Source organism: Microcoleus sp. SVA1B4, assembly GCF_036700545.1.
Taxonomy (GTDB): Bacteria; Cyanobacteriota; Cyanobacteriia; order Cyanobacteriales; family Microcoleaceae; genus Microcoleus.
Genome location: NZ_JAUBPB010000026.1, coordinates 48,741 through 64,599 on the forward strand (window position 1 = coordinate 48,741; position 15,859 = coordinate 64,599).

A 15,859-nucleotide genomic window follows, 5' to 3' on the forward strand; every position below is an offset into this window, starting at 1 on the left:
AGATGGAGAGACGGGGAGACGGGGAGACGGGCAGAGGTTAATCCACAACCTGCGAGAAAAATGCTTAAGAAATGCCCGACAGCTTCCCAATTCCCGATTCCCAATTCCCGATTCCCAATTCCCAATTCGGTAATGTGAAAGCGGTTTGGCAGTAAGCCCAGCAAAGAACGCAAGCCGTGCAAAGCCATGTAACATAAAGATTGCGATATTTTTCTATGTAATATGGAACTATTAGATACCTTGATTGTGGGTGCGGGTATTAGCGGTTTGAGTTTGGCGCACGCACTTCACAAGGAAGCAACGAATCCATCCTCGCTGAAGATTTTAGTCGCTGAGAGTCAGGGACGTGTGGGCGGGAACATCACCACTGTGACAGCCGAAGGGTTTCTCTGGGAGGAGGGCCCGAACAGTTTTTCGCCGACGCCGGAATTGATGAAGTTGGCTGTGGATGTGGGATTGAAGCAAGAGTTGATTTTTGCCGATCGCAAATTGCCTCGTTTTGTGTATTGGCAAAAAAAGCTGCAACCGGTGCCGATGACTCCACCGGCGATGATTCAGTCTCAGTTACTGAGTTTTCCGGGAAAACTGCGGGCGTTGTTCGGGGCTTTGGGATTTGTCGCGCCGGCAATGGGCGCTGGACTTTCGCAGCAGGGTGACGAGGAAACTGTTTCTCAATTTTTCCGCCGTCATCTGGGGCAGGAAGTGATGCAGCGGTTGGTGGAACCTTTTGTTTCTGGGGTTTATGCGGGCGATCCGCAACAACTTAGCGCGGCGGCGGCTTTCGGGCGGGTAACGAAGATGGCTGATGTGGGTGGCGGGCTGATGGCGGGGGCGCTGCTTTCTGCTAGGAAAAGACCCCCCCAACCCCCCCTTACCAAGGGGGGGCTAAAGACTGTTGCAGACCCGAATGTTCCTAAAACTAGGCCGGGGGAGTTGGGTTCGTTCAAACAGGGGTTGAAGGCTCTGCCAGAGGCGATCGCTGCTCAATTGGGCGATCGAGTGAAACTCAACTGGCACTTGACTCGCCTCCAGCGTACACAACGCGAAACTTACATTGCTGTATTCTCCACGCCCGACGGACAGCAGGAAGTTGAGGCGCGTACCGTGGTTTTGACAACGCCGGCTTACGTTACAGCCGATTTGTTGCAGCCTCTGCAACCGGAAGTTAGCAGCGCTTTACAAGCTTTTACTTATCCTACGGTTGCCTGCGTTGTATTAGCATATCCGCATTCGGATGTCAAGGGTAAATTAGTAGGTTTTGGAAATTTAATTCCGAGAGGGCAGGGAATTCGCACTCTGGGGACGATTTGGACATCAAGTTTATTTGCCGATCGCACGCCTGCGGGCTGGCACACTCTCACCAGTTTCATCGGCGGGGCTACAGACTCGGAAATTGGCAATCTCGACTCAGAAGAAATCGTTCGGGAGGTGCACCGAGATTTGTCTCGGATTTTGCTTAAACCAGATGCGCCACAGCCAAAAGTTTTGGCGGTGAATGTGTGGAAGCGGGCGATTCCTCAGTACAATTTGGGGCATTTCGATCGCCTGCAACAAATCGATCAAGGCTTAAAATCTTTGCCGGGGCTGTATTTGTGCAGTAACTACGTTGGCGGCGTGGCTTTGGGAGATTGCGTGCGAAGGGGTTTTGAGGGTGCACGAGAAGTGGGCGAGTATTTGCAGAAAAAACAATCAGATACTCGATCGATCTGAATGATTGTGTGGGGAGGGCAGGTTTACAAATATCGAGGATGTGAATCAGAGATATTGGTGAACCCGCCCCTATACAGCCTTCTGCCTGGTGTGCCGACGGACGTGCCGGCGAATGCTACTAGGTTGTTGGCTCAAACTTGTAACCCACCCCCCTGACGGTTTGAATCATCGGCATTTGATTGGGATCTAGTTCAATTTTGCGGCGAATTTGACCGATATGAACATCCACCACGCGATCGGCTCCTACATACTCGTAGTCCCACACTTCATGCAGCAATTCCGATCGCCTCCACACGCGACCGGGTTTGCTAGCCAAACAGTACAGCAGGTCGAATTCTAAAGCAGTCAAAGCAACTATCTGGCTGCCGAGAATTACCTCGCGGCGAACCGGATCTATTAGTAGCTCTCCAAAAGTAAGACTTTGTTGTTCGGCGGGAGTAACAATGCGTTTGCGTTTCAAAATTGCTGCAACGCGAGCTCCAATCTCTACAAGACTAAAAGGTTTAGTAATGTAGTCGTCAGCACCTTCGGCAAACCCTTTCATTTTGTCAGCTTCATCGGTTCGGGCAGTCAGCATCAACACAAACACGCCTGTGCGTCTTTGCATTTCTTGACACAGTTTGTAACCAGTTGTATCAGGTAAATTTACATCTAGAACTACTAAGTCAGGATTGAGTTGCTCAAATAATTCCAGACCAGTCTGACCGTCCTCGCCAGACTCAACTTGATAACCTTGCTGGCTCAAAAAACGGTGAATTAAATTTCGGATTGCCGGGTCGTCATCAACCACAAGAATTTTTACAGGGGCCATGACCACAAGTTTGCTTGAAGAATTAGGCAAGAATATTCAGCCATAATAATAGAAAACTGGATACAAATCTCGAAAAAATTGAGCTTTTAATAGTTATAGCCATATTTATAACCTACGCAAGATTTCGGGCAATAAATCTCCGGGAACTTTGGATAAGGCTAAATTTTGGCCTGGCAGCCCACATTCACTATAGAAAGCTCTAATCGTTTTGACAATATAGCTCAATGCTGTTTGCCGGGAATCAGCAGCTTGGGAGTTTGCCGTGGCTTGCAGGTTGAGTTTATCCCCATATATTAACCCTTTGTCATTGAGATATTGTCCCCATTCGGCGCACACTTGCAACTGGTGGTGCAGTGCTGCTTCTAGATGGCTTGTCTGTGCGACTTTATTAGTGGCGAAATCTGGGTCGGTGGCTAGTTGATAGTGGGCTAGTCCGAGATTGTTGCGGGCAGCCAAGGCGTCAAAGGTGAGTTGGGTTCGATCGAGCTTTCCGGCGATATCCAAGGCGGCTTCGTAGGCGGTAATCGCCTGCTGCAATGATTCCGTCCGCGCCTGTTTCTGCTGAAACTGGTTCGCCAAATGCCAATAAGCGGTACCGAGATTGTTGTAGGTGGCTGCTGCTGCTGCGGGTACTAATTCGCGGGTGCGGTATTTCAATGCTTCGCGGTAGGCGGAAATCGCCCTGACTAGCAGGGGTTCTGAGGGTTGGTGCTGGGCGAGGTTCCAGCAGGCGGTACCGAGGTTGTTTTGTACTCCGGCATAGTTGAGGGGTTCTCGTTCGGGGCGGTAGCAGGAGAGGGCTTGGGTGTAAGCTGCGATCGCGCTTTTGAGATATACGATCGGCTCACCATCTTGAGCTAAATTCCAGTATGCTGTCGCCAAATTATTCTGAGCAGCAGCGTACTGCTGGGGCTCCACGGCGGGATCGAGATCCAGCAGCGCTTGTTGGTAAGCTGCAACTGCGTGCTGCAAGTTCTCTGTCTTGTCTCGATAGCGGGCTAAATCTGCCGAGGCGATTCCCAAATTTTTGTTTAATCTAACGCGAGTTTGGGGTACGGTTTCGGCATCTGTTCGGTTCAAACCTTCAAGGTAGAGGGCGATACTGCGTTCAAGACAGGATACCGGATCTGAGGCGTTATGCTGCGTGCGATCGCGCGACAGCATCCAGTAGAGAGTGCCGAGATCGTTGAGCAAATCGGAAATTGGCGGTAGGGTGTGGGACTCCTGGGCGTACTGAGTTAAATTTTGTGTCAATTGGGCAATCAGCCGCGCGCATTCCTCAGTTAGTGGTTGATTTTGCTGCGACTTGCTGTCAATTTCGAGATACGCAATCACTTGTTCGATCGCACCAATGGCGATGGTCAGGTTTTGCTCTGAAATGTCTCCGCCCAGAATGCGATCGCGGTAGTAATTTCCCAAACCGTGATAAGCCAAAGCTAATGCTTCACAACAACACTGATGTTCTTGCAGCAGTTCGATGTATTGCAGGGTTTGCAGCGGCAGAAAATTCTCCTCTGATGCGGGATTATTTTCGGCTGCCAAATCCTCAGAAGCTGCTGCTAAAACCAAATCTGCCAGTTGGACGGATTTAGAATCTGGCGCTGGAGACGGGGGATAGGAAATTGGGGATTGTTCCTCATCTGCCAGTTGGACGGATTTAGAATCAGGGGCTGGAGACGGGGGATAGGAAATTGGGAATTGTTCGTCGGGAATTGGGGATTGTCCAGACAAAGAAGATATTAAAAGTTTGTTGCCAAAGTCTCCGCTGTCGCGCAGGTTTCGCAAGTCTCCTGAGTTTCCGAAGTCCTCAAAGTGCCCGAAGTCTTCCTTAGCTGGAGTTGGTTCGCCTTCAAACTCAAATACTCCGGTTCGCCAGTGCCAAAATTCTGGGGCCGATTGCTCGATCGAACTCAGCCAGGGGCGCGACACCCACAGCAACAGAGTAGACTCGCACATTTGCAGGTTTGCTTCGATGTCTCTCAAATAGCTCAGGAACGACCACTGCACGGCTGCTGACTGCCTTGTCAGGTGTTCTGCCCCGATAATTTGAAATCCCGGCAAAGGGCTGTAGCTGCCCCTGTTTTGGGGCGGTGGGTGTTGAGTCAGCCACGCGGCGATCGAACCCCAAGGATTTGGATCGCTCAAGTCGAGTTCCAAACTGACAAATCGGGGGTAGTCGATCGGGGAGCGAGGATCGGAGCCTGCGCTCTCTGCTGCTAATTCTGTCTGCAAGCGGGCTGCCAGACAGTCTCGCAAGCACAAGTCGTCGCAGGCGGCAATAAAAATTTGACGGCGTAAATTGAGGTCGATCGCCTGTTTCAAGCGTTGATAGATCAGCTTGTTCGAGCTAGAAACTTTTTGGGAAGGAATAGACATCAGGATCAGCCGATTTTAGATTTTAGATTTTAGATTTTGGATTGTAGATTTTAGATTGTAGAGTTGAGAGTTGAAATCTCGATCGCTCATAACTCACAACTTGCGCCCCAAAGGCAGTCAATCGATTTTAGATTTTAGATTTTAGATTTTAGATTGAAGCCTTGACTTGCGCGAGATAAATTCGGGGGATCCTTTATCGGATACAGGTTTTTTATTTCTGGACGGATGAATCACGTGGCGGGTATCCTGGATGCTTGATTGTCAATCGCACCGGTGATGACTAAAGGATTGTAGATTTTCAATTGGCAATTTTATGTGGGTGACGAACCCGTGTTAGTATTTGCAACCCAAGTCCCTGAACCCAACAGCCGAGAGGAAAACACCAAATTTATGCTGGTCTTATTTAGCTTTCGGGCTCGCTCGGCACGCTTCAGGATTGTCGCAACTACCTGCTTTGTATTGAAACACAAAAACCATGTTTCCTTGGGAAAGGAAAACATGGTTTCTCGAAGGATTATTTAAAATTGCGATTTGAAGCAGCTTTGAGTCTCAGGCCAGTTTTCAGACGGAGGCAGCCACGTACACCAAACCGGCGACTAACATGGCTGCTGCAATTCCCATGATGATGTAGTTGCGTTGCTGATTTTTGTTGGGAGGTACGGCTTCATACACCTTCGGCTCTTTAGCAAAGTTGTTCAGGCGTCCATCGTCATCTTTGATGTAAGGCATCAGTCACAATCCTTAATATTTTTGATGCTTACAACTCTACCAAAAAAGCGCCCAGGAAAATTCAGGAATTTATTTGGATGTGACGGTGCCTGTTTGGGGGGAAGAGGCGATCGCGTAATCTTTGATCGGCATTCTGCCTGCTAAGTACGCCATCCGCCCCGCTTCTGCAGCCATGGACATTGCTTTTGCCATTGCCGGGGAATTTTGGGCATTGGCGATCGCCGAATTAATCAACAGTGCATCGGCTCCCATTTCCATTGCTCGCGCCGCTTCGCTGGGGGTTCCGATACCCGCATCGACTACCACAGGAACCTTCACCGTGTCAATAATTATTTGAATGTTCGCCGCATTGTTGATCCCTTGCCCGGAACCGATGGGCGAACCTAAAGGCATGACTGTCGCACAACCGACTTCTTCTAGGCGTTTTGCCAGCAGGGGATCGGCATTGATGTAGGGCAAAACGGCAAAACCTTCTTTGACTAATTGTTCTGCAGCTTCCAAAGTGCCGATCGGATCGGGCAGCAAATATTTAGCATCGGGAATCACTTCTAATTTGACAAAATTATTGTCTTCTTGCCCTAAAAGTTTCGCCATTTCCCGCCCTAAACGAGCTACTCTAATCGCCTCATCCGCAGTTTGACAACCGGCAGTATTGGGCAGCATCCAGATTTTAGTCCAATCGAGAGCCTCTGCCAATCCTTCATGACCGGGAGCATTTGTTTGCACTCGCCGCACAGCCACGGTAACAATTTCGCACCTGCTAGCGTTGACACTTTGCTGCATTTCTGCAATGCTGCGATATTTTCCCGTCCCCGTCATCAAGCGAGAATGAAAAGTTTTGCCAGCAATAACCAGAGGTTTGTCTAAAGATGGCGTTGCTGTATCTACTGGATAGCCAAAAATGCTGTACTCAAGTGCCTCTTCCCAGTTTTTTCTGCCTCCCAGCATTGCTTCAAGCTGCCAACCTTCTTTATTTGTCAGCTCATCGCGGGTAACTGCATAAAGAATTTGCCCAACAGTTATCAATTTGGCATCTCGCGGCATATTATTTTTTAATCCTCTTTGTATAATTTCTTCAAACTCATTAAAAACGTCTTCCATTTTCCCATTCCTCCCTAGTAATTTCTTGAGATTCTTCGCTATTGAATACTAATATAATGCTCTGAATCCGTTGTGTGTCGTCCCAATAAAAAGCTTTTCTGATGCCGTCGTTTACCTTCCAAAACTCGTAACTCTTTCGGTTTACGTGAAAAATAACCGTTACTGCACCTTGTTTTTTTGCTCTACTGATGCCTTCTTGCACTCGGTCTCTGATGTTTTGAGTCTGTTCTGTCAACTCCTTAAATTCGCAAATCTCACCGTCAATCTCAGCATCTGGCGTTCTCACACCCTCTGCTGCTTGCTCGCTCAACATTCTAACTCTCTTCCCTATTTTAGCCAAAACTTCAGCAATAAAGATTTCCGAATTATTAAGATTATGTTGTTGGTGAATTAGCACAAATCCGCCAGCTATCTCATCAAAATAATATCGCCGATATTCTGGTTCTGCATTTTCGTAGATGGCTCTGCTTGTTTCGATATATTCTGAATTCACCGTTATTATACTGTCAATAGACTCGGATCGGGTAGAGTTAAAGGTATGAAATCAACTGTTGAGCAACTGGCTAAAATTGGAATATTTGCCAGCTTAAACCAAACTGAATTAGAGCGATTGCAAGAACATACAGCAATTCGGACTTACCGACAGGGAGAAGTTGTGATGTATGAGGGCGATCGCATCCCCGAAAAATTATACACTCTTTTGAGCGGTTCTCTGCGGGTTGCAAAAACAGCGGCGGCGGGCAAAGAAACAATTCTCCGCACTTTATTTCAGGGAGATATTTTTGCTGCACCTGCTTTGCTAGGCAACGGCATTGCCCCCGCAACGGTGACGGCAGAAACTGATGTGGAAGTTATTACCACAGAACGGGAAGTTTTGCTAGCAGCAATTCGGGAAAATCCTGAGATTGCTTTGCGAATATTGGCGGTGTTTAATCAGCGGTTGCAGCAACTGCACGAGACAGTGCACGGTTTGGTGTCGGAAAGGGCGATCGTGCGGCTGGCCCGATTTATTCATTACTTTGGCGTCGAGCAAGGTACGAAGCTTGCTGATAATAGTGTATGTTTAGAAAAACGTTTTCCCTACTATCAAATCGCTCGCAGTATTGGCATCACCTACGAAGAATGCGTGCGGTTGTTTAAGAAACTCAAGCCGTTTGTCTCCTACAGTCGAGGCGGTAAAATTATTATATTAGATTGGGAAAAATTGGAGGATGTCGCCTCTGGAGAAGAAATAGAATAAATGTTAAAATCCCAATGCTCGTAGGGGCGGGTTTTACCAACAATTTACGTCTCAAACTAACAATCTCGTAAACCCGCCCCGCCCCAACTGATGATGCTACGGGACATGATTTCACAAACAATATTTGATTGCAACTCACTATCTATATAAACCCGCCCCGATTCACGGGTTGTGGGGGGCGGGTTTATGAGATGATTGATTTTAGGCAAGTATGGTTGGTAAAACCCGCCCCTACAGCAATATTTATGGGATTAATGAGGCTCGGAAAGTGTCAAAATAAACGCCAAATTTTCTTCGGCTTTCAAAGCGTGAAGAGCGTGACCGGGCATGAAGACAAATACCCCCGGTTCCAAAACAATATCCTTGCCTTCCAAAGTCAAAATCCCATTTCCTTCTATGACATTAACTGTGGCATTCCGTGCCGAAGAGTGTTCCGAAATTTCCGTTCCTGCAGCCAGACAAAATAAACTGTACTGACAATTCTTGTCTTTGACTAAAATTTTGTTCAGCACTCCGGCGGCGGGATATTCAATTGCGTCTCGGAGTTGGATTGCTGAAGATTGTAGCGGTAAAAGAGTAGTAGTCATAGTTTTTGACAATTAATTAATTTGGTCACAAGTCTCGAATTTATCAGTGGCTTCACTTTCTTCCATCGAAAATCGAAAATCGAAAAGCGATTGAGTCGGTTAAGATTGTTTTTTGGCAGAGATAACGATGTAGCCTAAATCCTGTTGATAATGCTGGAAAACTCGACGCATTGCTAAGATACGATCGCGAATTTGCGATCGACTTAATATATTCCACACAATCCGCACAGTACCCACAAACCCTTCATCTTGCAGCATTCGCGACAAATTTAGGAGGCCCATCGCCCCAGTTTGACACTTTTCTACTTGCAAACCCGCGTTTTGGTAAACAGCAATCCAGCCAGACTCAGACAAAGGCGTTGAATTAGCCCGAGTCACTTCTGATAAAGCTTTTTGAATTTCTGATTCTCGGTTTCTAGCTAAAAGTTCGTGAGAGAGAAACTTGCCGCCTGGTTTTAGCCGATCGCAAATTCCCGATACAATTTTAGCTTTCCCTGACGGCGACTGCATGGTCAGGATAGCTTCAGCCAACACCCAATCAAACTGTTGGGGAAACTGCTCAGCAATGCGCTCTAAGTGAAAAATATCTCCTTCCACAATTTCCACTCGATCGCTCAAACCGGCTGCTGCAACATTAGCACGAGCGCGGGCCACACTGTCGGGATTTTTCTCAACTCCCACTACTTTTACGCCAAAACGTTCAACAAGGGCGATCGAACTATATCCAAAACTAGCAGCCAACTCCAAAACAGTCTCCCCAGGCTTAAAATCCGCCCATTCAAATAACTGTTCCGTAGCAAGTTTCCCCCCCGGCCTCAACATTTTCTTACCCGCCGCGGCCAGAACTTCATGTCCGGGTGCAGTCTTAAAATTGAGAGCAGTATTGGTCATTAAATTGACCTCCTATTTAACCTTACTCTCAGTATGCCAAATTCTGCCGAATCTTTCTATGATCTAGCTCATATTCAAATTATCGTAGGCTGACGAACCCTACAATATCAGGAATTATACCATGTCCGCCCCTCAACAATTCGGACTGTTTTTGATTGCCCACAATGGTTTCAGTCGAAAGCCCAAAACCCGTACTCGTTGTAGTAGAACTTATTTCTGTTAATCCTGCCAACGAATTCGCTTTAAGAAACAATTGTCTCATTCCGCTCTTTAAAACATTGCTGCAACACAGAAACAGGCAGCTCCTTCAATTGACCCGATCGCACAAATTCAGCATAAGTATCAGCCTCTATTGCCTCCAAATCCCCTTCGAGTTTGTCGATAGTCATCTGTCGCAGTTCAGGAGATCGATCGTACATTTGATTGATTCTTGCTTGCAGCAAGTTTAATTTTTCTTGAAGCTGACTCACGAGATGATTGGAAAACTCAGGCTCGATTTTACGATCGCCCGATACTTCAGATAGATGCTTGAGAACCCGATTGAGAGCAACACGTTGGGCGATCGCCTCCAGATACTCCTGGCGCAACTCCTGGTTGTTCAACAACCCCAGTTTTTCCAGCAGCGCCTTGGTGGTTAAACCTTGTACTAGCAGCGTAAATAAAACTACACCAAACACGATCGCAATAATTTTTTGCCGTTCGGGGAAAACCTCCGGCACGCTCAAAGCTAAAGCAATCGACACAGAACCCCGCAATCCTCCCCACCAAATCACAGTTCTATCGGCTAATGAAATTTCTGATTTTGCCAACCTATTGCTCAACCATCCTAAACCAAAAATAGCGATCGCGCGTGTCACAAACATCGCCACCACAGTTATGCCAATGACTCCTAAATTCGCTCCCAAACCAGCAAAACTAATTCGATCGCCAATCAGCAAGAACATGATCGAATTTACAAAAAACGCCACAAAATCCCAAAATTGTGTCACCGCAAGTCTGGTACTGGGCTGCATACCGATACGAGAGCCGAAATTTCCAAATATCAAGCCCATCACCACCACACCAATCACCCCAGAACCACCCAGTTCCTCAACAATTATATAAGTGCCGTAGGCGGAAACTAAGGTTAACGATTGCTCCACCAAAGGTAAATCAAACCGTTGGGTGAGATAGGAGATACCAAAACCGATCGCACTCCCGACAGCAATCCCAATTCCCACAAAAGCTAAGAAACGCCCCACAAGAAATGGGATGCCAACGTCATCCGTCCCTAAAGAGAATCCCACCAAAAAACTAAAGGCAACAACAGCGATGCCATCATTAAATAAACTCTCTCCCTCCACCAGCAAAGCTAGGCGTTTTTCAACTCCCAGTTCGCGGAACAATGCAATAACTGAAACAGGATCTGTAGCAGATATACTAGCTCCTACCAACAGGGCGATCGCTAAAGAAACTCCCGCTATTTGGTTGAGAGCAAAAGCCACGCCCGCAACGGAAATAACAACACCCAAAACCGCATAAAGAGCGATCGGCACTAAATCCCGCTTGAGTTTAGACCATTCCAGATTCCAAGCAGCTTCAAACAAAAGAGGCGGCAAAAAAATCAACAGAATCAGTTCGGGCGAGAGCGACACCAATCGCACATCTATAAAAGCCAAACCCAACCCGACAATTACTAAAAGCAGCGTGTAGGGAATTTGGCGCAACCAGCCCCATATTTGCGGCAGTATCGCCACACTTAAGGAAACTAATAGCACTAAAAGAAATTTTTTGAGATTGCCCTCGATAGTCGCTTCGTTAATTAGAGTTTCTGGGGTCATATAATTAGGAAGAAAATAGTTAAGGTTTCGGTTTCGATCGGGACTTATCCAGGGTTGAACCCCGCACTTCTTCAACTTGACTGACTTGAAAAATCAGGGTAAATTTTTGGCCCATTTCTTTTTCGACAAATGCTTCTAAAAGCTGCACCTGTTTGGGTGTCAAAGCTTCGCTGCTGCGAACAATCAGACGCACTTCCGGCGGTTTCGTCAACCAGTTAGTATCAGTTGCAATCAGTTCCACCCGTTGAAAAGTGATAGTTCGGTTAAGCAACGCCCGCTTCAGACTAGCTTCAAGTTGCGCTTGCTCGATCAATTCCGCAAAACTCACGCCCAGAGGAATTACAAGTATAGCCGTCAATGCTAGCGCCCAAAAGATGGCTTTACGGGCGCGATGCAGGGGGGTGTAGCCGGCCATCAAAAAGGTTAGCATACAGGAGAGAGTAATTCCCAGCAAATTAGTAAGATACAGGAGGCTTGCTCCCAAACTGAGCGACCAATTAGCTTGAGATAAGCCTAAACCTATAACACAAATTGGTGGCATCAGAGCCACGGCGATCGCAGTTCCCGCCAGAGTAGCAGAAACTTTGGGCTGAACTTTTGCATAGCCACTGATTCCCCCAGCGGCGATCGCAATTCCCAAGTCTAGTAATGTAGGTTTAGAACGAGCTAAAACTTCGCTTCCAAAGTCGGGAATTTGTACCAAAGCGCCCAGAAAACAAGCTAAAAAAATTGCTAGCACCGTCCCGACTGCTAATGCAACTAAACCTTTGCGGAAGATGATAACGTTACCTTCTACCGCTCCAAATGCTAACCCTCGGATTGGCAACATCAGAGGCGCAATGATCATAGCACCGATAATGACGGCTGCACTGTTGGAAAGCAGTCCAAAGGTGGCAATTATACAGGAACCGAGAATTAAGACAAGATAGTTAATATTTAGGGTTGATTCTTCCAACAAGTCAACTCGTATTTGCTTTAGATGCTCTCGAGGAATCCTGCTCCTAGTGAAATATTTAAGACTGTCTCGAATATTGTTGAGCAAAATAATCTCCTTAAGTCAGGGGCTTGTATCCGTCACACGATTTTAGATTTTAGATTTTAGATTTTAGATTTTAAATTTACTCCACAGATTTTAGATTTTAGATTGACTACACTGAGGAATCTGGGAGGTTGAACAAAAGTCTAAAATTTGGGCTACTCACGACAAGAGTCGGGGGCTGGTATCCCTATGCAGGTGCGAGCAAAAGAATCAAATCCCAGCCAGCAAGTTTTCGAGGATGTCCCAGAATCCGAAAGCAATTGTCGCGCCACTAATACCCAGCAGTTGCATCAAATCCCCTGCCTTGAATGACGGGAGGGCGATGAATAACGCGATCGGCAATAATTGATTTATAATCAAGATATACCAATCCTTGCAGGAGTCGTAAAAAGATGTAGGGGTAATGCCTTTCTTTGCTTACCTCGGCCTCATGGGGCAACCACGGGGGGTTTGCCCCCTACAATAATTACACAAACGATGCGAGGATTGCTATATATAGTCCACCCCAATAATACCGAATCATGCTCGCAGAAGCAAACGCGACACTTTGGCCTAGTCTAATTACTGTTTCAGCATTAATTCTCTACTTCGTTGTTACCATCAACGTCGGCAGAGCTAGATTAAAATACAAAGTTTCTCCCCCGCAGATGACAGGAAACCCCGACTTTGAGCGAGTTGTGCGAGTTCAGCAAAATACCCTAGAGCAAATGATTCTATTTTTGCCCTCGCTGTGGCTGTTCTCGCAATTTCTCAGCCCAATTTGGGGCGCTGGTATCGGCGCAGTTTGGATAATTGGACGCATTTTGTTTGCTTGGGGTTACTATCAAGCTGCCGAAAAAAGAGCTGCAGGATTTGGCATTAGTACCTTAGCTACTTTAGCTTTGCTTGGGGGTTCATTAACAGGCATAATTATGTCGCTGCTGAAAGTTTGAGCGTAACTTACGATCGACATAATTGTTTTTCTACTCGTTTCCAGGCTCTGCCTGGGAACCAGTTAAATGTAATAAATGTTAGGAGTAAATATGTCAGAAACCAACAAGCCCGTATTTGAAATTAAGCCGAAACTTTTTCAGCAGCTTGTCGAGTGGCAAGAAAAACTTGAACGAGAAGATGAATTAGCAAGCGAGTCAGAAGACGAGAAACCAACTGAGGTACAAAATCCTCCCGACAGTGATGAACAGCATTCTCAAACAGATAATTTCTAGCTGGTGGCTAGCAGCATCTTTGGGATTTCCGGCTGCTGTCTCGGCTCAATCGCTGACACCGAGCCAAATTCAGCAAGTCAATAGCGGTTTGTTTCGTTCTAACTCTCAAGACTTCTTTCAGCAAGGAAATCGCCAACTGGAAAGGGAAATCGCAATTTTGTTGCAAAAAAACGTCGCTTCCCAAGGTAATATTCTGGAGATTGATGAAAAATTGCGCTCTCAGCTTTGTAGCCAATTTAAAATATCGTCGTCGCATTCTGATACAATAAGTGCTGCTCAGAGTGCTGATTTTCCGACCAAATTAAAAGACATTTGCAGACACAATTAAAATGAAAGTGAGGTCAATATTCAAAGTTTAGTGGTAATGGATAAAGAGGCAATGGCAAAGTTAAAAACAGCCATGCTGGATGCGGAAACCGCTGCTCATTTGGCGGCAATCATTATTGATTATACTCATGAGGAGATAATGATAGTTTTTCAGGAGCTAGAATGGGAAGAGCAGGCTAGAATTAAGGATATTTGGAAGACAGTATGGACGGGGGGTTTATGAAGATTATGGTTAGCCAATTAAAGATGTTGGTGAACCCGCATCTTGTATCTTGAAAGCGGTAGATTGTGATTGAGAGTTGGGTGGGGGCGGGTTTACGAGATTATTGGTTTTAGGCCTAAATTGTTGGTGAACCCGCCCCTACGGGATTGGTGTCGGTTAAATCAGGGATTCGAGGCATAATTGGCGGAAATGATCGCCCCGTTGCTCGAAGTTTTGGTATTGATCAAAGCTAGCACAGGCTGGGGAAAGCAGCACTACTTTAGCATGATTTTGTTTGCCTAATTCTGCTGCTCGCGGGATTGCTCGTTCCATTGTTTCGACTATTTCCCAAGCGTTGTAATTTGCTTGTTCGAGCCGATCGGCAAAAATTCCTGCCGCATCCCCAATTAGCAACACCCCAGCAGCTTTCGCCTTGATTGTATCAATCCACGCGCGATCGTCCCCTTCTTTGGCATCGCCGCCCGCAATTAAAATCGCCGGTGCGCTCACAGAAGCCAACCCGACTTGCGCGGCGTCATAATTAGTAGCTTTGCTGTCGTTGATGAAATCTATGCCTTCCCAAGTGCAGATGTGTTCGAGGCGGTGCGAAACTCCGGGGAATTTAGCGATCGCCCGGGCGATCGCACTTTTATCTATCCCCGCCAAATTAGCCGCAGCCACCGCCATTAACAAATTCTGCAAATTGTGTTCTCCCACCATCCGCAAAGACTCAGCAGGCAGAATTTTCTCGCTTTGAGCTATTACCCAACCGTTTTCGATGTACGCTCCAAAAGTGCGTTTTCCCAACAAATCTTTTTCACCTTTGACACTCGTCCAACACGCATCCGGCCAAACGTCAACTCCTTGCTGCCGCAAACAAGGATCGTCGCCGTTGATTACTTGCAATTCCGACTTTTTCAGCAAATGCGCTTTAATGTTGTAGTAATTTTCCAAAGTTTTGTGGCGGCTGAGGTGATCCGGCGTCAAAGTCGTCAAAACTCCAATTCGCGGCGCTACACACGGCGAGGATTCTATCTGATAGCTGCTGATTTCTGCGATTACCCAATCCGGCGGTTTTTCGCCTAAAGCTAATTCACACGCAGCATAGCCAATATTGCCGCAAGCGGGAGCGTAAAGCCCGGCCTCGGCAAAAATAGCAGCAATTAAAGCAGTAGTAGTAGTTTTGCCGTTAGTGCCGGTAATTCCCACCCAAGGAGATTTGAGGTAACGCCACGCGAGAGCCATTTCTCCGATTGTTTCAATGCCTAACTCTCTGGCGCGCACTAATGCTGGAATGTCCCAGGGAACGCCCGGACTTACTACTATTAATTCTATAGATTCGACTGGTTCAAAAGATTTACCTAACTCAACTTTAATTCCTTCGTTAGCGAATTCCTGTTGCTGTTCGAGCAAGCTTGGGGAAGATGAGCGATCGCTCAGCGTTACTTCCCATCCTTCGCGTTTTAGCAGTCTGGCGGCGGCAATTCCTGATTTTCCTAGTCCAATGATATGAGCTATCGGCATAAGTTGTGTGTGTGATGGAGCGAACTTTCTTGGTTTTTTCCTCTTATATGTTACGGTTTTTTTGGGATGATTTAACCGCAGAGGGCGCAGAGGACACAGAGGAGGAGAAGAGAGAAGATAGAAATGAATAATTCCGATACCAATGGATTTGATATTACACCAAAACCTTTGGCCGCAATCTAAAATCCACAATCTAAAATCTAAAATCGATTTCGGTTAGGGTTTTTTTGGGATGATTTAACCGCAGAGGGCGCAGAGGACACAGAGGAGGAGAAGAGAGAAGATAGAAATGAATAA

17 protein-coding genes are annotated in these 15,859 nt (G+C 46.7%); 6 read left to right on the forward strand and 11 right to left on the reverse strand.

Going from position 1 to position 15,859, the window contains the following annotated elements; genetic code table 11:
* The first annotated feature begins 222 nt into the window (after window positions 1-222).
* On the forward strand, window positions 223-1,710 hold the full coding sequence (hemG, locus tag QT987_RS14305) for a protoporphyrinogen oxidase (RefSeq protein WP_333241023.1): 1,488 nt from the start codon (window positions 223-225) through the stop codon (window positions 1,708-1,710).
* Between the two features lie 118 nt (window positions 1,711-1,828).
* Here the strand turns inward: hemG and QT987_RS14310 are convergent, their stop codons facing one another.
* The 5 genes from QT987_RS14310 to QT987_RS14330 form a co-directional block, all read right to left on the reverse strand.
* Window positions 1,829-2,521, reverse strand: coding sequence for a response regulator transcription factor (locus tag QT987_RS14310; protein ID WP_333051401.1), 693 nt, complete (start codon window positions 2,519-2,521; stop codon window positions 1,829-1,831).
* Window positions 2,522-2,626: 105 nt separating this feature from the next.
* Complete coding sequence (locus QT987_RS14315; protein ID WP_333241025.1) at window positions 2,627-4,897, reverse strand: hypothetical protein; 2,271 nt, start codon at window positions 4,895-4,897, stop codon at window positions 2,627-2,629.
* 561 nt (window positions 4,898-5,458) lie between these two features.
* Window positions 5,459-5,626, reverse strand: a complete 168-nt coding sequence (gene psb34 / locus QT987_RS14320; protein WP_106333461.1) for a photosystem II assembly protein Psb34 — start codon at window positions 5,624-5,626, stop codon at window positions 5,459-5,461.
* Between the two features lie 69 nt (window positions 5,627-5,695).
* Window positions 5,696-6,727 carry a thiazole synthase gene (locus tag QT987_RS14325; RefSeq protein WP_333241027.1) on the reverse strand — a complete coding sequence of 344 codons (1,032 nt, stop codon included), beginning with the start codon at window positions 6,725-6,727 and terminating at the stop codon, window positions 5,696-5,698.
* Entirely contained in the window at window positions 6,711-7,220 is a 510-nt protein-coding gene (locus QT987_RS14330) for a CdiA C-terminal domain-containing protein (RefSeq protein ID WP_333051398.1), read from the reverse strand. The genes QT987_RS14325 and QT987_RS14330 overlap by 17 nt, the downstream gene beginning before the upstream one ends.
* Window positions 7,221-7,265: 45 nt before the next feature.
* Between QT987_RS14330 and QT987_RS14335 the strand changes: the two genes are divergently transcribed.
* Window positions 7,266-7,967: a Crp/Fnr family transcriptional regulator gene (locus tag QT987_RS14335; protein ID WP_333241029.1), complete on the forward strand. Its 702-nt coding sequence runs from the start codon at window positions 7,266-7,268 to the stop codon at window positions 7,965-7,967.
* A 251-nt stretch (window positions 7,968-8,218) separates the two neighbouring features.
* Here QT987_RS14335 and QT987_RS14340 read toward each other — a convergent pair whose 3' ends face one another.
* The 5 genes from QT987_RS14340 to QT987_RS14360 form a co-directional block, all read right to left on the reverse strand.
* A complete protein-coding gene (locus QT987_RS14340) occupies window positions 8,219-8,554 on the reverse strand; it encodes a cupin domain-containing protein (protein WP_333241032.1) in 336 nt (111 codons plus the stop codon).
* Window positions 8,555-8,653: 99 nt separating this feature from the next.
* Window positions 8,654-9,445, reverse strand: coding sequence for a class I SAM-dependent methyltransferase (locus QT987_RS14345; protein WP_333241034.1), 792 nt, complete (start codon window positions 9,443-9,445; stop codon window positions 8,654-8,656).
* A 242-nt stretch (window positions 9,446-9,687) separates the two neighbouring features.
* Entirely contained in the window at window positions 9,688-11,265 is a 1,578-nt protein-coding gene (locus QT987_RS14350) for a sodium:proton antiporter (RefSeq protein WP_333241036.1), read from the reverse strand.
* A gap of 19 nt (window positions 11,266-11,284) precedes the next feature.
* A complete protein-coding gene (locus QT987_RS14355; RefSeq protein ID WP_333241038.1) occupies window positions 11,285-12,220 on the reverse strand; it encodes a DUF389 domain-containing protein in 936 nt (311 codons plus the stop codon).
* 294 nt (window positions 12,221-12,514) lie between these two features.
* The gene (locus tag QT987_RS14360) at window positions 12,515-12,664 is read right to left on the reverse strand and encodes a hypothetical protein (RefSeq protein WP_333241040.1); all 150 of its coding nucleotides are present in this window, start codon (window positions 12,662-12,664) and stop codon (window positions 12,515-12,517) included.
* 161 nt (window positions 12,665-12,825) lie between these two features.
* Here QT987_RS14360 and QT987_RS14365 point away from each other — a divergent pair, with 161 nt between their 5' ends.
* The 4 genes from QT987_RS14365 (at window position 12,826) to QT987_RS14380 (ending at window position 14,059) form a co-directional block, all read left to right on the forward strand.
* Window positions 12,826-13,236 (forward strand): MAPEG family protein, encoded by a 411-nt coding sequence (locus tag QT987_RS14365; RefSeq protein ID WP_333241042.1) that lies wholly within the window; start codon window positions 12,826-12,828, stop codon window positions 13,234-13,236.
* Window positions 13,237-13,326: 90 nt separating this feature from the next.
* Window positions 13,327-13,509 carry a hypothetical protein gene (locus QT987_RS14370; protein ID WP_333241044.1) on the forward strand — a complete coding sequence of 61 codons (183 nt, stop codon included), beginning with the start codon at window positions 13,327-13,329 and terminating at the stop codon, window positions 13,507-13,509.
* On the forward strand, window positions 13,478-13,837 hold the full coding sequence (locus tag QT987_RS14375) for a hypothetical protein (RefSeq protein WP_333241046.1): 360 nt from the start codon (window positions 13,478-13,480) through the stop codon (window positions 13,835-13,837). The genes QT987_RS14370 and QT987_RS14375 overlap by 32 nt, the downstream gene beginning before the upstream one ends.
* Before the next feature lie 36 nt (window positions 13,838-13,873).
* A complete protein-coding gene (locus QT987_RS14380; RefSeq protein ID WP_333241048.1) occupies window positions 13,874-14,059 on the forward strand; it encodes a hypothetical protein in 186 nt (61 codons plus the stop codon).
* A gap of 156 nt (window positions 14,060-14,215) precedes the next feature.
* On the opposite strand, the gene murD is transcribed toward QT987_RS14380, so the two are convergent.
* Window positions 14,216-15,562 carry a UDP-N-acetylmuramoyl-L-alanine--D-glutamate ligase gene (gene murD, locus QT987_RS14385; RefSeq protein ID WP_333241051.1) on the reverse strand — a complete coding sequence of 449 codons (1,347 nt, stop codon included), beginning with the start codon at window positions 15,560-15,562 and terminating at the stop codon, window positions 14,216-14,218.
* Window positions 15,563-15,859 lie beyond the last annotated feature (297 nt).

Excerpts from the sequence above, each read along its gene's own strand:
- hemG (WP_333241023.1), top strand. The coding sequence starts at position 223 with ATGGAACTATTAGATACCTTGATTGTGGGTGCGGGTATTAGCGGTTTG.
- QT987_RS14310 (WP_333051401.1), bottom strand. The coding sequence starts at position 2,521 with ATGGCCCCTGTAAAAATTCTTGTGGTTGATGACGACCCGGCAATCCGA.
- QT987_RS14315 (WP_333241025.1), bottom strand. The coding sequence starts at position 4,897 with ATGTCTATTCCTTCCCAAAAAGTTTCTAGCTCGAACAAGCTGATCTAT.
- psb34 (WP_106333461.1), bottom strand. The coding sequence starts at position 5,626 with ATGCCTTACATCAAAGATGACGATGGACGCCTGAACAACTTTGCTAAA.
- QT987_RS14325 (WP_333241027.1), bottom strand. The coding sequence starts at position 6,727 with ATGGAAGACGTTTTTAATGAGTTTGAAGAAATTATACAAAGAGGATTA.
- QT987_RS14335 (WP_333241029.1), top strand. The coding sequence starts at position 7,266 with ATGAAATCAACTGTTGAGCAACTGGCTAAAATTGGAATATTTGCCAGC.
- QT987_RS14340 (WP_333241032.1), bottom strand. The coding sequence starts at position 8,554 with ATGACTACTACTCTTTTACCGCTACAATCTTCAGCAATCCAACTCCGA.
- QT987_RS14345 (WP_333241034.1), bottom strand. The coding sequence starts at position 9,445 with ATGACCAATACTGCTCTCAATTTTAAGACTGCACCCGGACATGAAGTT.
- QT987_RS14350 (WP_333241036.1), bottom strand. The coding sequence starts at position 11,265 with ATGACCCCAGAAACTCTAATTAACGAAGCGACTATCGAGGGCAATCTC.
- QT987_RS14365 (WP_333241042.1), top strand. The coding sequence starts at position 12,826 with ATGCTCGCAGAAGCAAACGCGACACTTTGGCCTAGTCTAATTACTGTT.
- QT987_RS14370 (WP_333241044.1), top strand. The coding sequence starts at position 13,327 with ATGTCAGAAACCAACAAGCCCGTATTTGAAATTAAGCCGAAACTTTTT.
- QT987_RS14375 (WP_333241046.1), top strand. The coding sequence starts at position 13,478 with ATGAACAGCATTCTCAAACAGATAATTTCTAGCTGGTGGCTAGCAGCA.
- QT987_RS14380 (WP_333241048.1), top strand. The coding sequence starts at position 13,874 with ATGGATAAAGAGGCAATGGCAAAGTTAAAAACAGCCATGCTGGATGCG.
- murD (WP_333241051.1), bottom strand. The coding sequence starts at position 15,562 with ATGCCGATAGCTCATATCATTGGACTAGGAAAATCAGGAATTGCCGCC.